17 protein-coding genes and 1 tRNA gene are annotated in these 21408 nt (G+C 74.6%); 12 read left to right on the top strand and 6 right to left on the bottom strand.

Going from position 1 to position 21408, the window contains the following annotated elements; translation table 11 throughout:
* Nucleotides 1–43 precede the first annotated feature (43 nt).
* Complete coding sequence (locus O2W18_RS20720; RefSeq protein ID WP_269189310.1) at nucleotides 44–1210, bottom strand: PucR family transcriptional regulator; 1167 nt, start codon at nucleotides 1208–1210, stop codon at nucleotides 44–46.
* A gap of 117 nt (nucleotides 1211–1327) precedes the next feature.
* Here O2W18_RS20720 and O2W18_RS20715 point away from each other — a divergent pair, with 117 nt between their 5' ends.
* Both O2W18_RS20715 and O2W18_RS20710 read left to right on the top strand, forming a co-directional pair.
* Nucleotides 1328–1858 carry a pirin family protein gene (locus tag O2W18_RS20715; RefSeq protein ID WP_269189309.1) on the top strand — a complete coding sequence of 177 codons (531 nt, stop codon included), beginning with the start codon at nucleotides 1328–1330 and terminating at the stop codon, nucleotides 1856–1858.
* Between the two features lie 38 nt (nucleotides 1859–1896).
* Nucleotides 1897–3111, top strand: a complete 1215-nt coding sequence (locus tag O2W18_RS20710; RefSeq protein ID WP_269189308.1) for a M20 metallopeptidase family protein — start codon at nucleotides 1897–1899, stop codon at nucleotides 3109–3111.
* 4 nt (nucleotides 3112–3115) lie between these two features.
* On the opposite strand, the gene O2W18_RS20705 is transcribed toward O2W18_RS20710, so the two are convergent.
* The 3 genes from O2W18_RS20705 to aceE all read right to left on the bottom strand — a co-directional run bounded on the left by O2W18_RS20705 (nucleotide 3116) and on the right by aceE (nucleotide 7622).
* The gene (locus tag O2W18_RS20705; protein WP_269189307.1) at nucleotides 3116–3943 is read right to left on the bottom strand and encodes a hypothetical protein; all 828 of its coding nucleotides are present in this window, start codon (nucleotides 3941–3943) and stop codon (nucleotides 3116–3118) included.
* Entirely contained in the window at nucleotides 3931–4701 is a 771-nt protein-coding gene (locus O2W18_RS20700; protein WP_269189306.1) for a helix-turn-helix domain-containing protein, read from the bottom strand. Before O2W18_RS20700 ends, O2W18_RS20705 begins: the two co-directional genes overlap by 13 nt.
* Before the next feature lie 107 nt (nucleotides 4702–4808).
* Nucleotides 4809–7622, bottom strand: a complete 2814-nt coding sequence (gene aceE, locus O2W18_RS20695; RefSeq protein ID WP_269189305.1) for a pyruvate dehydrogenase (acetyl-transferring), homodimeric type — start codon at nucleotides 7620–7622, stop codon at nucleotides 4809–4811.
* Nucleotides 7623–8018: 396 nt separating this feature from the next.
* Between aceE and O2W18_RS20690 the strand changes: the two genes are divergently transcribed.
* The 3 genes from O2W18_RS20690 to O2W18_RS20680 all read left to right on the top strand — a co-directional run bounded on the left by O2W18_RS20690 (nucleotide 8019) and on the right by O2W18_RS20680 (nucleotide 9062).
* Nucleotides 8019–8444 carry a DUF3052 domain-containing protein gene (locus tag O2W18_RS20690; protein ID WP_164699990.1) on the top strand — a complete coding sequence of 142 codons (426 nt, stop codon included), beginning with the start codon at nucleotides 8019–8021 and terminating at the stop codon, nucleotides 8442–8444.
* A 14-nt stretch (nucleotides 8445–8458) separates the two neighbouring features.
* The gene (locus O2W18_RS20685; protein WP_269189304.1) at nucleotides 8459–8923 is read left to right on the top strand and encodes a peroxiredoxin; all 465 of its coding nucleotides are present in this window, start codon (nucleotides 8459–8461) and stop codon (nucleotides 8921–8923) included.
* Nucleotides 8924–8990: 67 nt separating this feature from the next.
* Nucleotides 8991–9062, top strand: a tRNA-Val gene (locus O2W18_RS20680).
* A gap of 40 nt (nucleotides 9063–9102) precedes the next feature.
* Here O2W18_RS20680 and O2W18_RS20675 read toward each other — a convergent pair.
* Complete coding sequence (locus O2W18_RS20675) at nucleotides 9103–11061, bottom strand: FUSC family protein (RefSeq protein ID WP_269189303.1); 1959 nt, start codon at nucleotides 11059–11061, stop codon at nucleotides 9103–9105.
* Nucleotides 11062–11164: 103 nt separating this feature from the next.
* Between O2W18_RS20675 and O2W18_RS20670 the strand changes: the two genes are divergently transcribed.
* The 7 genes from O2W18_RS20670 (at nucleotide 11165) to nadA (ending at nucleotide 20614) form a co-directional block, all read left to right on the top strand.
* Nucleotides 11165–14926 (top strand): ABC transporter ATP-binding protein, encoded by a 3762-nt coding sequence (locus O2W18_RS20670; protein ID WP_269189302.1) that lies wholly within the window; start codon nucleotides 11165–11167, stop codon nucleotides 14924–14926.
* Nucleotides 14927–15069: 143 nt separating this feature from the next.
* Complete coding sequence (locus O2W18_RS20665) at nucleotides 15070–15564, top strand: GNAT family N-acetyltransferase (RefSeq protein WP_269189301.1); 495 nt, start codon at nucleotides 15070–15072, stop codon at nucleotides 15562–15564.
* Nucleotides 15565–15600: 36 nt separating this feature from the next.
* The gene (locus tag O2W18_RS20660) at nucleotides 15601–16719 is read left to right on the top strand and encodes an L-dopachrome tautomerase-related protein (protein ID WP_269189300.1); all 1119 of its coding nucleotides are present in this window, start codon (nucleotides 15601–15603) and stop codon (nucleotides 16717–16719) included.
* Between the two features lie 71 nt (nucleotides 16720–16790).
* Complete coding sequence (locus O2W18_RS20655) at nucleotides 16791–17642, top strand: Nif3-like dinuclear metal center hexameric protein (RefSeq protein WP_269189299.1); 852 nt, start codon at nucleotides 16791–16793, stop codon at nucleotides 17640–17642.
* A gap of 58 nt (nucleotides 17643–17700) precedes the next feature.
* Nucleotides 17701–18441, top strand: a complete 741-nt coding sequence (locus tag O2W18_RS20650) for a zinc ribbon domain-containing protein (protein ID WP_269189298.1) — start codon at nucleotides 17701–17703, stop codon at nucleotides 18439–18441.
* Nucleotides 18438–19532, top strand: a complete 1095-nt coding sequence (locus O2W18_RS20645; RefSeq protein WP_269189297.1) for a bifunctional RNase H/acid phosphatase — start codon at nucleotides 18438–18440, stop codon at nucleotides 19530–19532. The genes O2W18_RS20650 and O2W18_RS20645 overlap by 4 nt, the downstream gene beginning before the upstream one ends.
* A gap of 74 nt (nucleotides 19533–19606) precedes the next feature.
* On the top strand, nucleotides 19607–20614 hold the full coding sequence (nadA, locus tag O2W18_RS20640; RefSeq protein ID WP_269189296.1) for a quinolinate synthase NadA: 1008 nt from the start codon (nucleotides 19607–19609) through the stop codon (nucleotides 20612–20614).
* Nucleotides 20615–20647: 33 nt separating this feature from the next.
* Here nadA and O2W18_RS20635 read toward each other — a convergent pair whose 3' ends face one another.
* Nucleotides 20648–21403, bottom strand: coding sequence for a sulfite exporter TauE/SafE family protein (locus O2W18_RS20635; protein WP_269189295.1), 756 nt, complete (start codon nucleotides 21401–21403; stop codon nucleotides 20648–20650).
* Between the last annotated feature and the right edge of the window lie 5 nt (nucleotides 21404–21408).

Raw genomic sequence — 21408 nt, 5'->3', positions numbered from 1 at the left:
TCGTGGCCGCGTGTCGGTCCGATAGACCACAAGAAGGCGACCCTCAGTGCCAGAGGGAGTGGCTGCCCTCCAGCTGTGCGAGGGCCAGCGCCAGCTGCAGCGTCCAGGCCCCCCGGGGATCGGTGGCCGAGTAGCCGGTGAGCTCGGCGGCCCGCTTGAGCCGGTACCGCACCGTGTTCGTGTGCACGAACAGCGCCCGGGCGCTGGCCTCCAGGTTGCCCCCGTTGCCCAGCACGGTGCGCACGGTCTCCAGCACCTCGGCACCGGCCGCCTGCAGCGGCGCCGTCACCCGCTCGGCCAGGGCCGCGCGGGCCAGCGGGTCGCCGTCCAGCGCCCGCTCGGGCAGCAGGTCCTCCGCCTCGACCGGCCGGGGCGCGGCCGGCCAGGCCGGCGCAGCGCGCAGCCCGGCCAGGGCCACGCTGGCGGACTCCCCGGCATGGGCCAGTGAGTCGACCCGCGGGCCGAGCACCACCGGGCCGGGGCCGAACTCCCGGCACACCCGGGAGGTCACCTGGGCGAGGTCGGAGGCGCCACCGAGGACGACGACGAGCTCGTCGGCGTGCACCCCGACGAGCACCTCGCAGCCCAGCGACCGGGCCGCCCGGCGGACGGCGGCGCGGGCGTCCTCGGCGCCCGGCGGGGCCGAGCCGACCAGGACGACGACCGGCTCGGTCTCCGTCCAGCCCAGGGCCGCGGCCCGGCCGGGGAGCTCGTCGGAGCGGTCGCCGCGGACCAGGGCGTCGACGACGAGCGCCTCCAGCCGGGCGTCCCAGGCGCCGCGGTTCTCGGCGAAGCTGGCGTAGACGTGGGCGGCGGCGAAGGCGATCTCCCGGCTGAACTGCAGCACGGTCAGCCGCAGCCGGTCGGCGTCCCCGGGTTCGGCGACCTGCTCGACCCGGTCCTCGACCACCTCGACGGTGACCTTGATCAGGTCGACCGACCGCTTGAGCGGCAGGGCCTGCATCAGCTCGCGGGGCGCGGCGCCGAACACCTCACCGGTCAGCCGCGGCGGCCGGCCGGGGTGGCGGCACCACTCGACCAGCGAGGCGATGCCGGCCTGGGCGACCAGCGTCACCCAGGACCGCTGGCTGGCGGGCATCGCCCGGAACCAGGACAGCTCCTCGTCCATCCGGGCCACCGCCTGGGTGGCCAGAGCGCCGGAGGAGCGTTCGAGCCGGCGCAACGTCGCCTCCGAGGGCTGCGTGCGCACCGGACCGGCTCCCATCCCGCCAGCCTGTCACGGCGCACCGCCGGTCAGGCATCGTGGAGTCGTGCACACCGCTCCTCCGGGTCAGCCCGCCCCCACCGTCCGCCGGGAGACCGGCCGATGAGCGGGCTGGACTCCCGGGTGCTGCTGGCCCCGCAGGACGGGTCGCTGGGCCCGCTGCTGCGGCTGGCCGACGACCGGCTCGGCGAGGCCGCCGGCTACGGGCGGCACGCCCACGCCGACGTCGACGTGGTGGCGGTCGTGCTCGCGGGCTCGCTGCGGCACGCCTGGGGGCGCGAGGCCGTGCTGGGGGCCGGGGACGTCGCCGTCCTGCGCGCCGGCCGGGGGCTGGAGCACGACGAGGTGGCCGGCACCGGGGGAGCGCACGTCGTCCAGACGTACCTGCGGGCCGCCGACCCCGGGGCGCCGCCGTCGCACGACGTCGTGCTGCGGCCGACCGGGTGGGTCGACCTCGGCCGGCCCGACGCCCGGCTCTGGGTCGGCCACGCCGGTGCCGGCGTGCCGCCCGGGCTGCGGGTCCTCGTCCGGGACGGCGAGGTGACCGTCGAGCCGGGGGACGGCCCGGTCGAGGGCCCGGCCGCCGTGCTGGTCTGGCACCTGGACGCCGCCCGGCCGGCCTGGGCGGACTGAGCTACCGCAGGTGCTGAGCCCTGCTACAGACTGGCCGCATGCCTGCCGACGCATCTCTCGCCGCTGACCTGCTCTCCGCCGCCCGGGCCGACGCCGACCGCACCGTGGACCTGCGCCGCCGGCTGCACCGCCAGCCCGAGGTCGGCCTGCAGCTGCCGGCCACCCAGGCGATGGTGCTGGCCGCCCTCGGCGACCTGCCGATCGAGCTGACCACCGGCACCAGCACCAGCTCGGTCGTCGGGGTGCTGCGCGGCGCCCGCCCCGGGCCCACCTACCTGCTGCGCGGGGACATGGACGCCCTGCCGCTGACCGAGGCGACCGGGCTGCCGTTCGCCTCCGAGGTGCCCGGCGCGATGCACGCCTGCGGGCACGACACCCACGTGGCCATGCTGGCCGGCGCCGCCCGGCTGCTGGCCGCGCGCCGGGAGACCCTGGCCGGGCAGGTGGTGTTCATGTTCCAGCCCGGGGAGGAGGGCCACCACGGCGCCCGCTTCATGCTGGAGGAGGGGCTGCTCGACGTCGTCCCGGACGCCCCGGTGAGCGGCGCGTTCGCGCTGCACATCTCCACGGTGTTCCCGACCGGCACGATCAACGTCCGGGCCGGCGCCATGATGGCCTCGGCCGACCAGTTCCGGATCGTCGTGCACGGTCGCGGCGGGCACGCCTCGACCCCGCACCTGGCCGCCGACCCGGTGCCGGTCGCGGCGGAGATCGTGCTGGCGCTGCAGGCGATGGTCACCCGCCGGGTCGACGTCTTCGACCCGGCCGTGGTCACGATCGGGCACCTGGAGGCGGGCACGAAGGACAACATCATCCCGCCGTCGGCGGTCATGGACGGCACGATCCGCACCCTCTCGCCGGAGCGACGGGCCGACGTCCTCGCCTCGGTGCAGCGGGTCGCCGAGCACGTCGCCGCCGCCCACGACCTGCGGGCGGAGTTCGTCCGGGTCGAGGGCTACCCGGTGACCGTCAACGACGCCGGGGTGGCCGGGCAGGTGACCGAGGCGGCCGCGCAGCTGCTGGGGCAGCAGGCCAGCGCGGTGATGGCGGCGCCGCTGATGGGCGCGGAGGACTTCTCCTACGTGCTGGAGCAGGTGCCCGGCGCGATGGCGTTCCTGGGTGCCTGCCCGCCCGACCTCGACCCGGCGACGGCCCCGGGCAACCACTCCGACCTGGTCGTCTTCGACGAGGACGCCCTGCCGGCCGGGGTGGCCATGTACGCGTTCATGGCGGCCCAGGCCCTCGCGGGCTGACGGGTCACCTCGGGTCCCTGAGGTCCGCCGCGGCCCGGAGCGCCCGGGCCGCGGCGGGCGGGTCGTCGGCGGCGAACCGCACGGCCGTCACCGTGGCCGAGCGGCGGCCGAGATCGATCGTGGTGGGGCCGGTCAGCCGGACCTCCACGCCGGTCGAGCCCGAGACGCCGAGCACCAGCTCGTCATCGGCGACCGAGATCGTCCGGTCCGGTGCCGGTCGCCGGCGGACGGAGACCGAGGCCACCCGGTCGAGCGGCACCCGGACGTCGGCGAACGTGGCCGCACGCAGTCGCAGCACCTCCGCGGTCACCACGTGCGGGCGGACGACGTTGGCGGCGGCCATCCCGGCGACGAACAGCAGCGTCCAGACGCCGACGACCAGCAGCACCCACCGCAGGGCGACCCAGGGCACGGCGAGCTCGACGACGGCCAGCTCGACCACCGTGAGCCCCAGGAACGCCACGGCCAGCGGGCGCAGGTCACGGTCGTAGGGGATCGCGACCGCGCCCGGCGGGACCCCGTGCCGGCGGCGGCGCACCAGCAGCACCAGGGACGCCCAGAGCCGCAGCTCGTGGTGCACCGCAGCGGCGACCGGGCCGGGCAGCACCGCGCGGAGGGCGTCGCCCAGGGCGGCCTCGGCCTCGGTCCCCGCAGTCCGGGCCTGCCGGTACCGCCGCCGGGCGGCGACCAGCTGCCCCGCCACGGTCAGCGCGACCAGCCCCTCGACCAGGAGGAACAGCAGCGCGGCACTGCCCAGCGAGAGCACGCCTGCGGCGACCAGCACCACCTCGACGAGCAGCACCGCCGGCCCGGCCCACCTCAGGGCGCGCACGTCGGCCACCCCTGGCCCGCGAGTTCGACGCAGCGGCGCTGGGCCGGGGTGAGTGAAGCGAGGAAGGCCGCCCAGGCGGTCTCCCCGTGCCCGCCGTCCTCGGCCGGTGAGCCGGTCGGGCCCGGGAAGAGCTCGGGGCCCAGCATCCGGAGCTCCGTGGCGACCTCGGTGACCACGGGATCGGCGGCGGCCACCCCGGCCAGCGCCTCGAACCGGGCTGCCCAGGCGCCGATCCGGTCGACGGCGGCGGGATCGGCGAGGACGGCCCGGTAGCGGTCGGCGATGCCGGTGAACCCCTCGGCCCCACCGGAGGTCTCGAGCAGCTCGAGCAGGTCCCGTTCCCGGCGGAGCTGGTCGGGGCCGGTCCCCGGTGCGGCCGTGGTCAGGTCGCGCAGCAGGTCGGCGACCTGCTCGGAGGTGGTCAGGTCCTCCCGGGCGAGGAGGTCGGCGAGCTGCCGACGTCGGGCGCCGATGGTCTCCGCCTGCTGGGCCAGGTCCGCATCCAGCGCGAGCAGGGCGTCGCGCACCCCGGCTCCTGGGGTCGGGTGGCTGCCCAGTGCGGCGGTGACCCCCGGCAGGGACAGGCCGAGCTCGACCAGCCGGCGTACGCGGAGCAGCTGCGCCGCGTCGTGTGCGTCGTAGTCGCGGTAGCCGTTGGACAGCCGGCTGGGCTCGGGGAGCAGCCCCACGGCGTGGTAGTGCCGGATCGTCCGGGTCGTCGTCCCCGCCAGCCTGGCCAGCGCACCGATGCTCACCACGCCGTCAGGATGGACCTTGCCGCAGCGTCAAGGTCAACACGACGAACGGCCCGCCTCCCCGGGATCGGGGAGGCGGGCCGTTCGATCGGACCGGAGCTCGTCGGCGACTACGCCTCGGGCTGCTGCTCCGGGGCGGTGCTGGTGTCGGCCGGAGCAGCCTGCACCTCACCGATCTGGTACTTCTCGACCGCCTGCCGGACGACGTCGCGCTCGATCTCGCCGTACTGGGCCAGCGAGGCCAGCGTGCGCACCACGATCGACTCGGCGTCGACCCGGAAGTGCCGGCGCAGCGCCGGGCGGGTGTCGGACAGCCCGAACCCGTCGGTGCCCAGCGACGTCAGGCCGCCCGGGACGAACGGGGCGAGCAGGTCCGGCACCGCCTTCATCCAGTCCGAGACCGCGATGACCGGACCGGGGACGTCGGTCAGCTGCTGGGTGACGTAGGGGACCTTGGGCTCCTCCGCCGGGTTCAGCAGGTTCCACTCCTCGGCCCGGACCGCCTCGCGACGCAGCTCGTTCCACGAGGTCACCGACCAGACGTCGGCCGAGACGCCCCAGTCCTGGGCCAGCAGCTCCTGCGCCCGCAGCGCCCACGGCACGGCCACCCCGGACGCGAGCACCTGGGCCTTCTTGCCGTCCTCCAGCTGCGGACCCTCGGCGTAGCGGTACATGCCGGCCAGCAGCCCGGTGACGTCCAGGCCCTCCGGCTCGGCCGGCTGGACGTAGGGCTCGTTGTAGACCGTCAGGTAGTACATGACGTCGGGGCTGCGGTGCCCGCCCAGCGGGGCGCCCGGGTCCTCGCCGTACATCCGCCGCAGGGCGTCCTTGATGATGTGCCCGAGCTCGTAGGAGAACGCCGGGTCGTAGGAGACGACCGCCGGGTTGGTCTCCGCGAGCAGCAGCGAGTGCCCGTCCTCGTGCTGTAGGCCCTCGCCGTTGAGCGTGGTGCGCCCAGCGGTGGCCCCGAGCAGGAACCCGCGGGTCATCTGGTCACCGGCCGCCCAGAACGAGTCGCCGGTGCGCTGGAACCCGAACATCGAGTAGAAGATGTAGATCGGGATCATCGGCTCGCCGTGCGTCGCGTACGACGTCCCGGCGGCGATGAACGACGCCGCGGAGCCGGCCTCGTTGATCCCCTCGTGCAGGATCTGCCCGGTCGTGGACTCCTTGTAGGCCAGCATCAGCTCGCGGTCGACCGAGGTGTAGTTCTGGCCGTGCGGGTTGTAGATCTTCTTCGTCGGGAAGAGCGAGTCCAGCCCGAAGGTGCGGGCCTCGTCGGGGATCACCGGGACGAAGCGGGGGCCGAGCTCCGGGTCCTTGATGAGCTCCTTGAGCAGCCGGACGAACGCCATCGTGGTGGCGACCTCCTGCTTGCCCGATCCCCGCTGCACGACCTCGAAGGCCTTGTCGTCGGGTGCCTTGAGGGGCTTGGCCGCGTAGCTGCGCCGGGGGATGGACCCGCCCAGCTGACGCTTCCGCTCCTCCATGTACTGCATCTCGTCGGAGTCGGGTGCCGGCTTGTAGTAGGGCGGCAGGGTCTTGTCCAGCTGCTCGTCGGGGATCGGCAGGTAGAGCCGGTCCCGGAAGTTCGCCAGGTCCTCCGCGGTCAGCTTCTTCATCTGGTGCGTGGAGTTGCGGCCCTCGAAGTGGTTGCCGAGCGTCCAGCCCTTGATGGTCTTGGCGAGGATGACGGTGGGCTGGCCCTTGTGGTCCATCGCGGCCTTGTAGGCGGCGTAGACCTTGCGGTAGTCGTGGCCACCGCGCTGGAGCTCCCAGACCTCCTTGTCGCTCATCCCCTCGACCAGCTTGCGGGTGCGCGGGTCGCGGCCGAAGAAGTGCTCGCGGACGTAGGCGCCGTCCTCGGCCTTGTAGGTCTGGTAGTCGCCGTCCGGCGTGGAGTTCATCAGGTTGACCAGCGCGCCGTCGCGGTCGGCGGCCAGCAGCTTGTCCCAGCCGCGACCCCAGATCACCTTGATGACGTTCCAGCCGGCGCCGCGGAAGAAGGACTCCAGCTCCTGGATGACCTTGCCGTTGCCGCGGACCGGACCGTCGAGCCGCTGCAGGTTGCAGTTGACGACGAACGTGAGGTTGTCCAGCTCCTCACGCGCGGCCAGGCCGATCGGCCCCAGCGACTCGGGCTCGTCCATCTCGCCGTCGCCGAGGAACGCCCACACGTGCTGGTCGGCGGTGTCGGCGATGCCGCGGTCGTGCAGGTAGCGGTTGAACCGCGCCTGGTAGATCGCGTTCAGCGGGCCGAGGCCCATCGACACGGTGGGGAACTCCCAGAAGTCGGGCATCAACCGCGGGTGCGGGTAGGACGACAGGCCACCGCCGGGGTGGCTGACCTCCTGCCGGAAGCCGTCGAGCTGGTGCTCGTCGAGCCGGCCCTCGAGGTAGGCCCGGGCGTAGATGCCGGGGGAGGCGTGCCCCTGGAAGTAGATCTGGTCGCCGCCGCCGGGGTGGTCCTTGCCGCGGAAGAAGTGGTTGAAGCCGACCTCGTACAGCGATGCGGACGACGCGTACGAGGAGATGTGACCGCCGACGGCGATGCCCGGGCGCTGCGCGCGGTGGACCATGATCGCGGCGTTCCACCGGATGTAGGCCCGGATCCGACGCTCGACGTCCTCGTCGCCGGGGAACCACGGCTCCTGCTCCGGCGCGATCGTGTTGATGTAGTCGGTGCTGCGCAACGCGGGTACGCCGACCTGCTGCTCGCGGCTGCGCTCGAGCATCCGGAGCATCAGGTAGCGGGCCCGGCCGCGACCGGCGTGGTCGACCACCGCGTCGAGGGACTCCAGCCACTCCTGGGTCTCGTCCGGGTCGGTGTCGGGGAGCTGGCTGGCCCGCCCGTCGGTGATGACCGCACGGGGGCTGCCGATGGTGCGGGCGGGGTCTCCGTCCGACTGCTGCGTTGCGCTCATGGCCACATCGTCTCCTGCCGGGGCGGCGCACGTCACGTCCGCCCCGCGCCGTGTCCTGCCAGACGGGATGCGCGGCGCGACCGTGCCGCCCGGTCGGGGCCTTGCGCCTGCCCGTCGATGCCCTACGCTCCGCTGCAAAGGTGGCCCGGACAGCGTGGGCCCGCACCCCCGCGAGACGCGGGGGACGGGCACGTCACGGGCCGTCTTCCACCCGGGCGGAGGGGGTCGGGTCGAGTCCACGAGAGGTCCCGACCGGGCAGGCCGGGCCGGGACAGGGCACCATCCCCCCAGGACGATCGCACCGGCGCACCACGCGACGGGGCGGGACAGACAGCACGGCAGCACACGACACCGCCCGGACAGACCGGGCAGCGAGCACACGGAGGAACAGCGGGGATGAGCGTCGACTCGGGCAGCACCAGCATGGCTGCCCGGCTGGGGATCAAGCCGGGCATGGTCGTGCAGGAGCTCGGCTGGGACGAGGACGCCGACGAGGACCTGCGCGACTCGGTCGTCGAGCTGTCGGGCGGCGAGATGGTCGACGAGGACTCCGACGAGGTGGCCGACGTCGTCCTGCTGTGGTGGCGCGACGAGGACGGCGACCTGATCGACGCGCTCGTCGACTCGATCGCCTCCCTCGCCGAGGACGGCGTCGTCTGGCTGCTCGTGCCGAAGTCCGGGCGCCCCGGCCACGTCGAGCCCGGTGACGTCACCGAGGCCGCCCCCACCGCCGGGCTCGCACAGACCTCGAGCATCTCCGCGGCCAAGGACTGGTCGGGCATCCGGCTGGTCACCCCGAAGGCGGCCCGCTCGCGCCGCTGAGGCACGATCGGGTGATGACCCTCACCGTGGGCGGCGCCGCCCCCGAGTTCAGCCTCCCCGACCAGGACAAGCAGGTCGTCTCCCTCTCCGGGCTGCGGGGTGCTCCGGTCCTCGTCGTGTTCTACCCGTTCGCGTTCTCCGGGATCTGCACCGGTGAGCTGTGCCAGCTGCGCGACGAGCTGGCCACCTACACCGACGCCGGGGTCCAGGTGGTGGCCATCTCCACCGACCCCACCTTCAGCCTCAAGGCGTTCCGGGCCGAGCAGGGCTTCGGCTTCCCGCTGCTGTCGGACTTCTGGCCGCACGGCGCGACCGCCCAGGCCTACGGGGTCTTCAACGAGCGGGCCGGGATGCCGCTGCGCGGCACGTTCCTCGTCGACGCCGAGGGCACGCTCGTCTTCGCCGAGGTCAACCAGCCCGGTGACGCGCGTGCGCAGTCCGGCTGGAAGGACGCGGTCGCCAAGCTGTCCGCCGCCTGAGCTTCGGTCCACCGGCAGCTCGTCGAGCGGCGGGGGCGGCGGGGTCCTCCCGCTACCCTGGCCGCACGGGCGCGTAGCTCAGCGGGAGAGCTCTCGCCTTACAAGCGAGCGGTCGCAGGTTCGATCCCTGCCGCGCCCACCCGTCGGCAGCGGCGCACGCGCTCGGTGGAGCGGGCTGCTCAGTCCTCGGTGCCGCGGACGCCGGACCGCCGGCCCGGGGTGGTCTCCCGGATCAGCCGCCGGGCCGCGTCCACCTCCCGGGCGACCGGGGCCAGCACGCCGTCGGCGTCGATCTCGGCGTCGTCGGGGGCGCGGTGCTCACGCAGGTCCCGCTCCAGCTCCCGGATCGCCTTGCGCAGCACGCCGACCTGCGCCGGGTCGGGGGCCGGTTCCCCGGCGCGCAGCGCGATGACAGCCTCGGTGACGGCGTCCGACGTCCGCTCCAGCTGCACGATCACCGGCCACCAGGCCGCCGCCCGGCTGCTGATCGGCGGCGGCTCGGCCAGTCGGCGCTGCAGCTGCGTCTGCAGCTCGGTCAGCGCCCGGTAGCTGCCCCGACGGGCCCGCCGGGTGGCCTCGGGGCCCTGGGTGAACGCGGCGTCGACGAAGCGGTCCAGCGCCAGGGTCGCGCTGCGCAGCGCGTCGTCCAGCGGGGCCCGCCAGGTCTGTGGCCACAGCAGGTAGCCGAACACCAGCACGATCCCGCAGCCGATCAGGGTGTCGACCAGCCGGGCACCGACCAGCCCGGCGCCACTGGGCGTGGCCAGGTCCAGCAGCAGGATGATCAGCGGGGTCTGGAAGACGGAGAACAGGCCGAAGTTGCCGCTGCGGGCCCACGGCAGTGCCCCGGCGGACAGCGCCAGCGGGAGCAGCACCCAGGCGTCCCGCTCCAGGAAGGTCAGCAGCAGCGACCCGATCAGGACGCCGAGCAGCGTGCCCGCGCCGCGCTGCACCGCCCGGGTGAACACCGATCCGTAGTCGGGCTTGAGCACGATGGCGACGGTCAGCAGCACCCAGTAGGGCCGCTCGATCGGCAGCACCTGGCGGGCGATCTCGGCGACCGTCATGCACAGCGTGAGCCGGACGACGAAGGCCCGGGAGTCGGCGTTGCCCACGGTCCGGTCGAACAGGTCGTGCAGCCGCACCCGCCACTCCAGCTCGGGGCGCACCACCGCCGCCGAGGCCCGCTCCTCCGGGTCGCCGACGACGTTCCACACCAGCCGCAGGCCGTGCCGGACTGCCCGGCGCGGCGCGGGTGCGTCCTCGACCGGCGGCGGCCGTTCGCCCAGCACCGGCCGGCGGCTGGTGACCGCGGTGGCCAGGGCGTGCGCGGCCCCGATGTCCCGGGAGTCGGCCGGCACCCCGCCCCGGGCGCTGGCCACCGCGCCCTCCACCAGCGGGGCCGCGGCGTTGAGCACCCCGGCCAGCTGGGCGAGCTCCCGGCTGCGGCCGGCCGAGCGGCTGCGCGCGTAGAGGACCCGGTCGTAGCCGGCGTTCAGCGCCAGCGTGAGCTCCCGGCGGGCCTCCTCGGTGCGGTCGGTGCCGATCGCCGCGAGCAGCTCGGCGACCCGGGTGAACACCGCCCCCACCGCGGACCGGTCGGGGTCCAGCGGCTCGGTGCGCGCCTGCACCAGGACGGCGAGGGCACCCCATGCCGCCCCGGCCAGGAAGAACCCGAGCTCCACACCGGCCGACAGCGGGGTCTCCAGCCCGGAGGAGATCGCGGTGTAGATGAGCAGCTGCAGGGCGCCCAGGGAGAAGGCCCCGCTGATCGAGCTCAGCAGGGCGGCGATCGCGGAGACGACGACCATCAGCAGCACCGGCTGCCAGCCGCCGCCGCTCAGGCCGTGCCCGACGAGCAGGCCGACCCCGCCCAGCAGCGACGCTGCGGCGACCCGGCGCAACCGCACCCGGAGCGGGCCCGACTGCGGCGCCAGCGTCGCCGCCAGCGCGCCCATGGTGCCGAAGACCCCGGCCCCCACCGCCGGTCCCTGCACGCCCCCGATCGCCAGCGCGAGGGCCAGCGGGCCGGGGATGACCAGGGCGAAGCGGGCGACGTCGCGCCACGGCACGCTCGCGGGACTGGTGTGCACCAGTTCCTCGAGCCAGGCCGGCGCCCGCAACCCCCGCTCCGCCACGAGGGCAGCCTCCCACCCGGGCGCGGCGCACCGGCCCAGGACGACGCACACTGGACGACGTGCCGTGCCCGGGAGACCACCGCCGCACCGGCCTGGCCCGGCGGTGACGGCCACCGTCCAGCAGACCGCCGCCGCCCGGCCCGCCGATCCCACCGCACCGGTGCCCGCGGGTGGCTGGTTCCGCCGGCTGGTCGGCTACTGCCTGCGGCACCGGCGTGACCTGATCGGCGCGTTCGGGGCGGCGCTGATCGGCTCGGTGATCGCCGCCGGGGTGCCACTGCTGACCCGCGAGGTGGTCGACCGGGTCGTGGCCGGCGCCGAGTCGGGGGCGTCCGTCGACGTCACCCCGTTCATCGTCGCGCTCGTGCTGGCCGGGGTGTTCCGCTTCGCGGCCGGCTTCGTCCGCCGCTACCTGGCCGGCCGGCTGTCGCTGAACGTCCAGCAGGACCTGCGCAACGACGTCGCCGCGGCGCTGTCCCGGCTGGACGGGCCGGGGCAGGACCGGCTGCAGACCGGCCAGGCGGTGAGCCGCTCGATCAGCGACATCACCCTCGTGCAGGGGCTGCTGGCCTTCCTGCCCAACCTGACCGGCAACGCGCTGCTGTTCGTCGTCTCCCTCGGCGTGATGGCCTGGCTCTCCCCGCTGCTTACCCTGGTCGCGCTGGCCGTCGGGCCGGCGCTGTGGTGGTTGGCGCTGCGCTCCCGCCAGGACCTGTTCCCGGCGAACTGGGCCGCCCAGCAGCAGGCCGGGGCGGTGGCCGGGGACGTCGAGGCCGCCGTCACCGGGGTGCGGGTGGTGAAGGGCTTCGGGCAGGAGGACCGGGAGCTGGACCGGCTCGACGAGGGCGCCCGCCGGCTGTTCGGCGCCCGGATGCGGGTGGTCCGGTTCACCGCCCGCTACAACCCGCTGCTCCAGGCGGTCCCCGCACTGGGCCAGGTCGGCGTGCTCGCGCTGGGCGGGTGGCTGGCGCTGCGCGGGTCGATCACGCTGGGCACCTTCCTGGCCTTCGCCACCTACCTGGCCGTGCTCGTCTCGCCGGTGCGCCAGCTCGCCGCCGTCCTCACCATCGGGCAGCAGGCCCGGGCCGGCGTGGAGCGGGTGCTGGAGATCGTCGACGCCCGCCCGACGGTGGTGTCCGGCGCCGACCCGCTGCCCGCCGGGCCGCTGCCGCTGGAGCTGGACGAGGTGACCTTCGGGTACGGGCCGGGCCGGCCGGTGCTCTCCGGGGTGTCGCTGCGGGTCGAGCCGGGGGAGACGCTCGCGCTGATCGGCACGTCGGGCTCGGGCAAGTCGAGCGTGGTGAGCCTGCTGCCGCGCTTCTACGACGTCTCCGCCGGTGCCGTGCGGATCGGCGGCCGCGACGTCCGGGACCTGGATCTCGGGGAGCTGCGCGGCGCGCTGGGCATCGTCTTCGAGGACAGCTTCCTGTTCTCCGACTCGGTGCGCGCCAACATCGCCTTCGGCCGCCCGGACGCCGGCGACGCCGAGGTCCGGGCCGCCGCTCGCGCCGCCCAGGCGGACGGGTTCATCAGCGAGCTGCCCGACGGTTACGACACCGTCGTCGGGGAGCAGGGGCTGACCCTGTCCGGCGGGCAGCGACAGCGGGTCGCCCTGGCCCGGGCGCTGCTCACCGACCCGCGGGTGCTGGTGCTCGACGACGCCACCTCCGCGGTCGACGCCGCGGTCGAGGCCCGGATCCACGCCGCGCTGCGCAGCGCCGTCCGGGGCCGGACGACGTTGCTGGTCGCGCACCGCCGCTCCACCCTGGCGCTGGCCGACCGGGTGGCCGTGCTGGACGCCGGTCGGGTGGTCGACGTCGGCACCGCGGCGGAGCTGGAGGCGCGTTCACCGCTGTACCGGCTGCTGCTGTCCGGCACCGGCGGGGAGCCGGAGGTCGACGACGCGCCACCGGCCGGCACGGTCACCCAGGCGGCCTGGCCGGAGCCCGAGCCGGTCGCCGAGGACGACGGCCCGGCGCAGCCCGCGGCTCCCTCCATCGGCGGCCGGGGCTCGGCGATGGCGGCCGCTGCGCCCACCCCCGCGCTGCGGCAGCTGGTCGCCCGGCTGCCCCCGACCGTCGACGACCCGGACGTGCCGGCCGACCGGGCCCGGGCCGGGGACCGGGAGTTCTCGCTGTGGCGGCTGATCCGGCCGTTCCGGTGGCCGCTGGCCGGCGCGCTGGTCCTGGTCGCCCTGGACACCGCGGCCCAGCTGGCGATCCCGGCGCTGGTGCGCACCGGCGTCGACCGGGGCATCACCGCCGGGTCGACGTCCCTGCTGCTGGGGGTCGCCGGCATCGCGCTGGCCGTCGTCGCTGCCGGCCTGCTGGTCGCCCGGGGCGCCGCCTGGCTCACCGGTCGCACCGGTGAACGGCTGCTCTACACGCTGCGGGTGAAGACCTTCGCCCAGCTCCAGCGGCTCGGGTTGGACTACTACGAGCGCGAGCTCGGCGGCCGGATCATGACCCGGATGACGACCGACGTCGACGCGCTGTCGGCGTTCCTGCAGACCGGGCTGACCACGGCGGTGATCAGTGTGCTCACCCTGGTCGGGGTGCTGGTCATCGTCTTCCTCTACGACGTCGTGCTGGCGCTGGTGCTCGTCGCGTCGCTGCCGGTGCTGGCGGTCACCACGGTGTGGTTCCGGTCCCGGTCGGTGCCGGCCTACACCGAGGCCCGGGAGCGGGTCAGCGCGGTCAACGCCCGGCTGCAGGAGGACGTCGCCGGCATCCGGGTGACCCAGGCCTTCGACCGGGCCGACCACTCGACCGCCGTCTTCCACGGGTACGCGCAGGCCTACCGCGACGTCCGGCTGCGGGCCCAGCGGTACATCGCCACCTACTTCCCGTTCGTGGAGTTCCTCTCCGAGGTGGCGGCCGCCGCGGTGCTGGCGGTGGGGGCCGCGCGGCTGGCGGCCGGCGACATCACCGCCGGCGTGCTGCTGGCGTTCGTGCTGTACGTGAACACGTTCTTCTCCCCGGTGCAGCAGCTCTCGCAGGTGTTCGACAGCTACCAGCAGGCCGCGGTGGGGCTGCGGCGGCTGCGCGGCCTGCTGCGGACGCCCACCTCCACCCCGGCCGCGGCCGACCCGGCACCGGTGGGCCGGCTGCGCGGGGAGGTGCGGCTGGCCGACGTCACGTTCAGCTACCGCGGCGCCCCGGCCCCGGCGCTGCGCGACGTCTCGCTGACCGTGGCCCCGGGGGAGACCCTGGCGCTGGTCGGGGAGACGGGGGCGGGCAAGTCGACGGTGGTGAAGCTGGTCGCCCGCTTCTACGACCCGACGTCCGGGGCGGTCTGCGTCGACGGCGCCGACCTGCGCTCGCTGGACCTGCTGCAGTACCGGGCGCGGCTGGGCGTCGTCCCGCAGGAGGCGTTCCTGTTCGCCGGCACCGTGCGCGACGCGATAGCCTACGGCCGCCCCGACGCCTCGGACGCCGAGGTGGAGGCCGCCGCCCGGGCGGTGGGGGCGCACGCGATGGTCGAAGGGCTGCCGCGGGGCTACCGGACGCGGGTCGGGGAGCGCGGGCGGTCGCTGTCGGCCGGGCAGCGGCAGCTGCTGGCGCTGGCCCGCGCGCAGCTCGTGGACCCCGACGTCCTGCTGCTGGACGAGGCGACCGCGTCGCTGGACCTGGCCACCGAGGCGGCGGTCACCCGGGCGGCCGACGTCGTCGCGCGGCGGCGGACGACGCTGGTCGTCGCGCACCGGCTCACCACCGCGGCCCGCGCCGACCGGGTGGCGGTGCTGGACGGCGGCCGGGTCGTCGAGGTCGGGCCGCACGCCGAGCTGCTGGCCGCCGGCGGCGCCTACGCGACGCTGTGGGCGGCCTACACCGCCGACGAGGACGCCGACCCGCTGATGGACTGAGGGCTCGACCCCTCGGATGCCGAGTGCGCAGTTGCTGCCGCCCGCTCCGGCGTGTCGGCGCGTGTCGTCGACCAGTACTGCGCACTCGGCGTCGGGCCAGAAGGGGCGCGGCGGTCGACACGTCGACGTGTCAGGGTGTCGACATGTCGGCCGGGGGGCAGGTGCGGGATGCCGACGACGCGGACCTGGCCGAGCTGGCGGCGGTGGAGGCCGCGGCCGACGAGCTGTTCTGGCCGCTGGGCATCACCGACCTCCCCCCGCCGGCGACCGCCGAGGAGCGCGCCCGCGCCTGGCGGGTGCTGGTCGCCGGTCGCCCGGTGGCCGGGTTCGCCGTCCTGGAGCTGGTGGACGGCGCCGTCCACCTCGAGCAGCTGTCGGTGCACCCGGCCCACGGCCGGCGGGGGATCGGCACCGCGCTGCTGGCGGCCACCCTGGACACGGCCCGGCAGCACGGCGCCGACCGGATCACGCTGCTCACCTACGCCGACGTCCCGTGGAACGCCCCGTTCTACGCCCGGCACGGCTGGGTGGCGACCACCGAGCTGACCCCGGGGCTGCAGGCGCTGCGGCGCCGGGAGACCGAACTCGGGCTGGACCGGCACGGGCCGCGGGTGGCGATGGTCCGGCCGACCACCTGAGGTTGCAGCCGACGGTGGGCGGGGCACAACGGGTCCATGACACAGAGCGCCGCCGATCTGCAGACCGACCGCCCCTCCGGTGAGCTGGAGGTGGTGCACGCCTTCACCGAGGGACCGATGCCGACCGGGGTCTCGGTGTCGCACACCGGCCGGGTCTTCGTGAACTTCCCGAAGTGGGGCGACGACGTGCCCGCCACCGTCGGAGAGATCCGGGACGGCGAGGTCGTCGCCTTCCCCGACGAGGCGTGGAACTCACCCGCCGGCGATGACGACCGGGGTGCCTTCGTCAGCGTGCAGAGCATCGTCGTCGACCCGGCCGACCGGCTGTGGGTGCTCGACACCGGCTCCCCGCTCTTCCAGCCCACGCAGATCGGCGGGCCCAAGCTGGTCTGCATCGACCTGAGCACCGACACCGTGGTGCAGACCATCGTCTTCCCGCGGGAGAGCGCCCTGGAGACGACCTACCTCAACGACGTCCGGTTCGACCTCCGCCGGGGCGAGGCCGGCGTCGCCTACATCACCGACTCCGCCGACTCGGGCGAGAACGCGATCATCGTGGTCGACTTGGCCACGGGGGAGTCCTGGCGGCGGCTGCGCGACCACCCCTCCACCAAGGCGCAGGTGCCGCCGGAGCTGCTGCTCATGGTGGAGGGGCGGCCGTTCCTGCAGCAATCGGAGCCCGATGCCGAGCCGCAGCCGGTCGCCATGGGGGCCGACGGGATCGCCATCTCCGCCGACGGCGCACGGCTCTGGTACTGCCCGCTCGCCGCCCGGCACTGGTACAGCGTGGCCACCGACGCACTGGTCGACCGCAGCCTCGACGACGACGCGGTGGCGGCGACGGTCGTCGACGAGGGGGACAAGGGCAGCGCCGGGGACGGCCTGGAGACCGACGACGCCGGGAACCTCTACGCGACCGCCGGGGAGCAGAACGCGATCCTCCGCCGCCGCCCCGACGGCACGATCGAGACCCTCGTGCACGACCCCCGGCTGCTGTGGCCGGACACCATGTCGGTGGCCACGGACGGCAACCTCTACGTGACCGCCAACCAGCTGCACCGGCAGGCGAGCTACGCCGGCGGCACCGACCGGCGCCGGTACCCCTACGTGCTGTTCCGGACCCCGATCGGCGCCGGCCCCGTCCGCCTCCGCTGACCGGCCGCCGGCCGGCCAGGTGGGCCTGTCCTACAGTCCGTGACCGTGGCGGTTCCGGCGCAGGGCGCACGATGAGCGACGCGGCAGCGACCACCCCGGCAGGTGTCCCGCTCGGGCGGGTGGTCGCTGCGCTGGAGGCCCGCTACGACCCGGCGCTCGCCGAGCCGTGGGACGCCGTCGGGCTGGTGTGCGGGGACCCCGTCGAGGTGGTCCGCTCGGTGCTCTTCGCCGTCGACCCGACGTCCGCCGTGGTGGACGAGGCGATCGAACTGGGCGCCGACCTGGTGGTCACCCACCACCCGCTGCTGCTCACCCCGGTGCACGGCGTGCCGGCCGACGACGCCAAGGGCCGCCTGGTGCACCGGCTGGTCCGCGCCGGCATCGGGCTGTTCGTCGCGCACACCAACGCCGACCGGGCCGCCGGCCACGGCGTCAACGACGCGCTGGCCGCAGCCCTGGGGCTGGTGGACGCGGTGCCGCTGGAGCCGTCGACCACTCCCGGGGCCGGGCTCGGTCGGGTCGGGGTGCTCCGGGAGGCGACCAGCCTGCAGCGGTTCGCCGAGCAGGTGGCCACCGCGCTGCCCGCCACACCGGGGGGCGTGCGGGTCGTCGGGGACCCCGGGCGGTCCGTGCGCACCGTCGCGGTCTGCGGCGGCAGCGGCGGCTCCCTGCTGGCCGCGGCCGCCGAGGCCGGCGCCGACGTGTTCCTGACCAGCGACGTCAAGCACCACCCGGCGGTGGACGCGGCCGAGGTCCCCGGACCGGCCCTCTGCGACGTGGCGCACTACGCGTCGGAGTGGCCATGGCTGCCGGTCGCCGCCGACCTGCTGCACCGTGACCTGGGCGGGCAGGTCCGGGTCACCGTGTCCGGCCGGCGCACCGACCCGTGGACGTTCCGCGTCGACGGGGCGCCCCACCGCTGACCGCACCGGCCCGGGCCGGGTGGTCCGGCGGGCCCCGCCGCGCGGGTAGGTTGACCCCGTGCAGGCTGACCACTTCGACCAGCAGAAGCTGCTGGCTCTCGCTGCGGAGGACGTCGCCCTCGCGCAACTCGCCCACCGCAAGCGCACCCTTCCCGAGCTCGCCGCCGTCGAGGCCGCCCAGGAGGCGCAACGGGCCCTCCTCGACGACGTCGTCCGGGCCGAGACCGAGGTGCGTGACCTCGACCGCGAGCAGAAGCGGTTGGAGGCCGACGTCGACACCGTCCGGCAGCGCGCCGCCCGCGACCAGTCGCGGATCGACTCCGGCGGGGCCACTCCCAAGGAGATCACCGGCCTGCAGCACGAGCTGGAGTCGCTGAACCGCCGGCAGGGCGACCTGGAGGACCAGGTGCTCGAGCTGATGGAGCGCCGCGAGACCGCCGACGCCGCCCTCGCCACGGCGCAGGGTGGCCTGGCCGGGGCACAGGCAGACCAGGAGCAGGCCGAGCAGCGGCGTGACACGGCCCTGGCCGAGATCGCCGAGGCCACCCAGCAGCACCGGGCCAAGCGGGACCAGGTCGCCGCCACCGTCCCCGCCGACCTGCTCAAGGTCTACGACCGGGTCGCCGCACAGACCGGCAGCACGGGCGCCGCCGAGCTGAAGGCCCGTCGCTGCCAGGGCTGCCGGATCGAGTTCTACGGCACCGAGCTGGCCTCCTACCGCAACGCCGACCCGCACACGGTGCTCCGCTGCGAGAACTGCAACCGGGTCCTCGTGCGCACCGCCGAGTCCGGGCTGTGAGCCGCCGACTCATCATCGAGGCGGACGGCGGGTCGCGGGGCAACCCCGGTCCGGCCGGGTACGGCGCGCTGGTGAAGGACGCCGAGACCGGCCGGCTGCTCGCCGAACGGGCCGAGTCCGTCGGCCGGGCCACGAACAACGTCGCCGAGTACGGCGGTCTGGTCGCCGGGCTGCAGGCCGTCCTCGACCTCGACCCGAGCTCGAGCGTCGAGGTCCGGATGGACTCGAAGCTCGTCGTGGAGCAGATGTCGGGCCGCTGGCAGATCAAGCACCCGGACATGAAGAAGCTCGCGCTGCAGGCCCGGGACATCGCCCGCCAGCTCGGCTCGGTCCGCTACACCTGGATCCCGCGGGCGCAGAACAGCGCCGCGGACGCGCTGGCCAACAGCGCCATGGACGGCAAGCCGGTGCGTCGTGACCTGGCCACCGAGCCGGTGGTGGTCGAGGACGACACCCAGCCGACCGCCGAGCCGGCGCCGGTCGTCGTCACCGTGACCCACCTGCTGCGGCACGGGCGCACCGAGCACACCCCGGAGCGTCGGTTCAGTGGCAGCAGCGACCTGCCGCTGTCCGAGCTCGGGCGTGCGGACGCCGAGGCCGCGGCCCGGCACCTGGCCGGGCGTGGGATCGACGTGATCGTCAGCTCGCCGCTGCAGCGCACCCGGCAGACCGCCGAGGCGGCCGCGCAGGTGCTCGGCGTCCCGGTCGAGGTCGACACCGACCTGCGCGAGCTGGACTTCGGCGCGTGGGAGGGCCTCACCGCGGCCGAGGCCCAGGCGAAGAGCCCGCTGGCGTTCCGGCGCTGGTCCGGTGCGACCGACGTCCGCCCGCCCGGTGGGGAGTCGGTCGCCGACGTCTCCGCCCGGGTCGCCCGGGCGCGGGCGCGGGTCCTGGAGCGGCACGCCGGGAAGACGGTGCTGCTGGTCAGCCACGTGACCCCGATCAAGCTCCTCCTCGCCGCCGGCCTGGGCGTCGGGGACGAGATCGTGCACCGGGTGTTCCTGGAGGCCGCGTCGCTGTCGACGGTCACCTGGTCCACCGACGGCCGCACCTCGGTGCGGCTGGTCAACGACACCAGCCACCTCGGCTGACCGCCCCGGGAAGCCGCCAGCGGCCCCGACTGTTGGACCCAACGGTAGTCATGCCCGGCCTGCTGAGGAGTTCTGTGACCGCGACCGTCGTCGATGAGCGCACCATGTCCGCCGCCGAGTACGAGACGTGGGCGGCCGAGGTCCGCCGGCTGGCCGACGAGCGCGGCGCCGTCGTCCTGGCGCACAACTACCAGGTCCCCGAGATCCAGGACGTCGCCCACTTCACCGGCGACTCGCTGTACCTCTCCCGGGTCGCCGCCGAGACCGACGCCCGCGAGATCGTCTTCTGCGGCGTGCACTTCATGGCCGAGACGGCGAAGATCCTGTCGCCGGACAAGACCGTGCTGCTGCCCGACCTCGCCGCAGGCTGCTCGCTGGCCGACAGCATCACCGCCGAGCAGCTGCGGGAGTGGAAGGCCGAGCACCCCGGTGCCGTCGTGGTCAGCTACGTCAACACCACCGCGGCGGTGAAGGCCGAGACCGACATCTGCTGCACGTCGTCCAACGCCGCCGACGTCGTGCGATCGATCCCGGCCGACCAGGAGATCCTCTTCCTGCCCGACCAGTTCCTCGGCGCGCACGTGAAGCGGGTGACCGGCCGGTCGAACATCTCGATCTGGGCGGGGGAGTGCCACGTGCACGCCGGGATCAGCCCGGCCGACGTCCGGTCGCAGATCGCCGCCCACCCCGACGCGGAGATCCTGGTGCACCCCGAGTGCGGGTGCACCACCTCGGTGCTGGACCTGGTCAGCCACGGTGACCTGCCGGCCGACCGCACCCGGGTGCTCTCGACCGGGGGCATGGCCACCGCCGCCGCGGCCAGCACCGCCGGCCAGGTGCTGGTGGCCACCGAGATCGGCATCCTGCACCAGCTGCGGTCGCTGAACTCGACGACCGAGTTCATCCCGATGAACGCCCGGGCAGCCTGCCGCTACATGAAGATGATCACCCCGGCGAAGCTGCTGCACACGCTCCGCACCGGCGAGGGGGCGATCGACGTCGACCCGCAGACGGCCGCCCGTGCCCGGCGGGCGGTCGAGGCGATGATCGCGATCGGCGAGCCCGGCCGCGGCGGCGAGTGAGCCTCACCCGCAGTTGATCAACGGGCGCTGCCGTCAGGTGCGGAGGAAGAGGTAGATCGACACCCCGATGCCGAACGCGACGATGAGCACGCGCAGCGGCGTGGTCGGGATGCGGGTCGCCACCTTCGCGCCGAGGAAGCCGCCGAGCAGGGCAGCCGGGGCACAGACCGCGACGTAGGCCCACTCCACGGGGCCCCAGATGCCGAAGACCACGACGGTCACCGAGGCGGTGACCAGCGAGATCGCGCTCTTCATCGCGTTGGCCAGCTTGAGCCGGCCCAGCCCGAGCCCCAGGACGCCGACCAGGATGACGCCGAGCGCGCCGCCGAAGTAGCCGCCGTAGACGGTGGCCAGGAACAGCATCACGTACAGCCACACCGGGTCGGCGTGGACGACGCCCTCCGGCTGCTTCTTGAGCCGCTTGGTGATCATCGTCTGGAAGGCCAGGAGGGTGCTGGCGAGGAAGACCAGCACCGGGACGACGGTGTCGAAGGCCTCGGTCGGCGTCGTCAGCAGCAGCACCGATCCCACCGTGCCGCCCAGCACCGCGACCACCGAGAACCGGATCATCCGGCCCCGCTGACCGCTGTACTCGTTGCGGAAGCCGAGCACCCCGCCGATGTAGCCGGGCCACTGGGCGACCGAGTTGGTCACGTTCGCCGCCACCGTCCCCAACCCCAGGGCCACCAGCACGGGGAAGAGGATCAGCGACCCGCCGCCGGCGATCGAGTTGATGCCGCCGGCCAGGAGGGCGACCCCTGCGGCGATGAGCAGGTCGACAGCGGACACGGGCG

The sequence above is a fragment of the Modestobacter sp. VKM Ac-2983 genome, from assembly GCF_026967885.1.
Taxonomy (GTDB): domain Bacteria; phylum Actinomycetota; class Actinomycetes; order Mycobacteriales; family Geodermatophilaceae; genus Modestobacter.
The sequence above is the reverse complement of the archived record's forward strand: the minus strand, read 5'-3'. Positions and strand labels throughout refer to the sequence as shown.

Excerpts from the sequence above, each read along its gene's own strand:
- O2W18_RS20715 (WP_269189309.1), top strand. The coding sequence starts at position 1,328 with ATGAGCGGGCTGGACTCCCGGGTGCTGCTGGCCCCGCAGGACGGGTCG.
- O2W18_RS20710 (WP_269189308.1), top strand. The coding sequence starts at position 1,897 with ATGCCTGCCGACGCATCTCTCGCCGCTGACCTGCTCTCCGCCGCCCGG.
- aceE (WP_269189305.1), bottom strand. The coding sequence starts at position 7,622 with ATGAGCGCAACGCAGCAGTCGGACGGAGACCCCGCCCGCACCATCGGC.
- O2W18_RS20690 (WP_164699990.1), top strand. The coding sequence starts at position 8,019 with ATGAGCGTCGACTCGGGCAGCACCAGCATGGCTGCCCGGCTGGGGATC.
- O2W18_RS20685 (WP_269189304.1), top strand. The coding sequence starts at position 8,459 with ATGACCCTCACCGTGGGCGGCGCCGCCCCCGAGTTCAGCCTCCCCGAC.
- O2W18_RS20665 (WP_269189301.1), top strand. The coding sequence starts at position 15,070 with ATGTCGGCCGGGGGGCAGGTGCGGGATGCCGACGACGCGGACCTGGCC.
- O2W18_RS20660 (WP_269189300.1), top strand. The coding sequence starts at position 15,601 with ATGACACAGAGCGCCGCCGATCTGCAGACCGACCGCCCCTCCGGTGAG.
- O2W18_RS20655 (WP_269189299.1), top strand. The coding sequence starts at position 16,791 with ATGAGCGACGCGGCAGCGACCACCCCGGCAGGTGTCCCGCTCGGGCGG.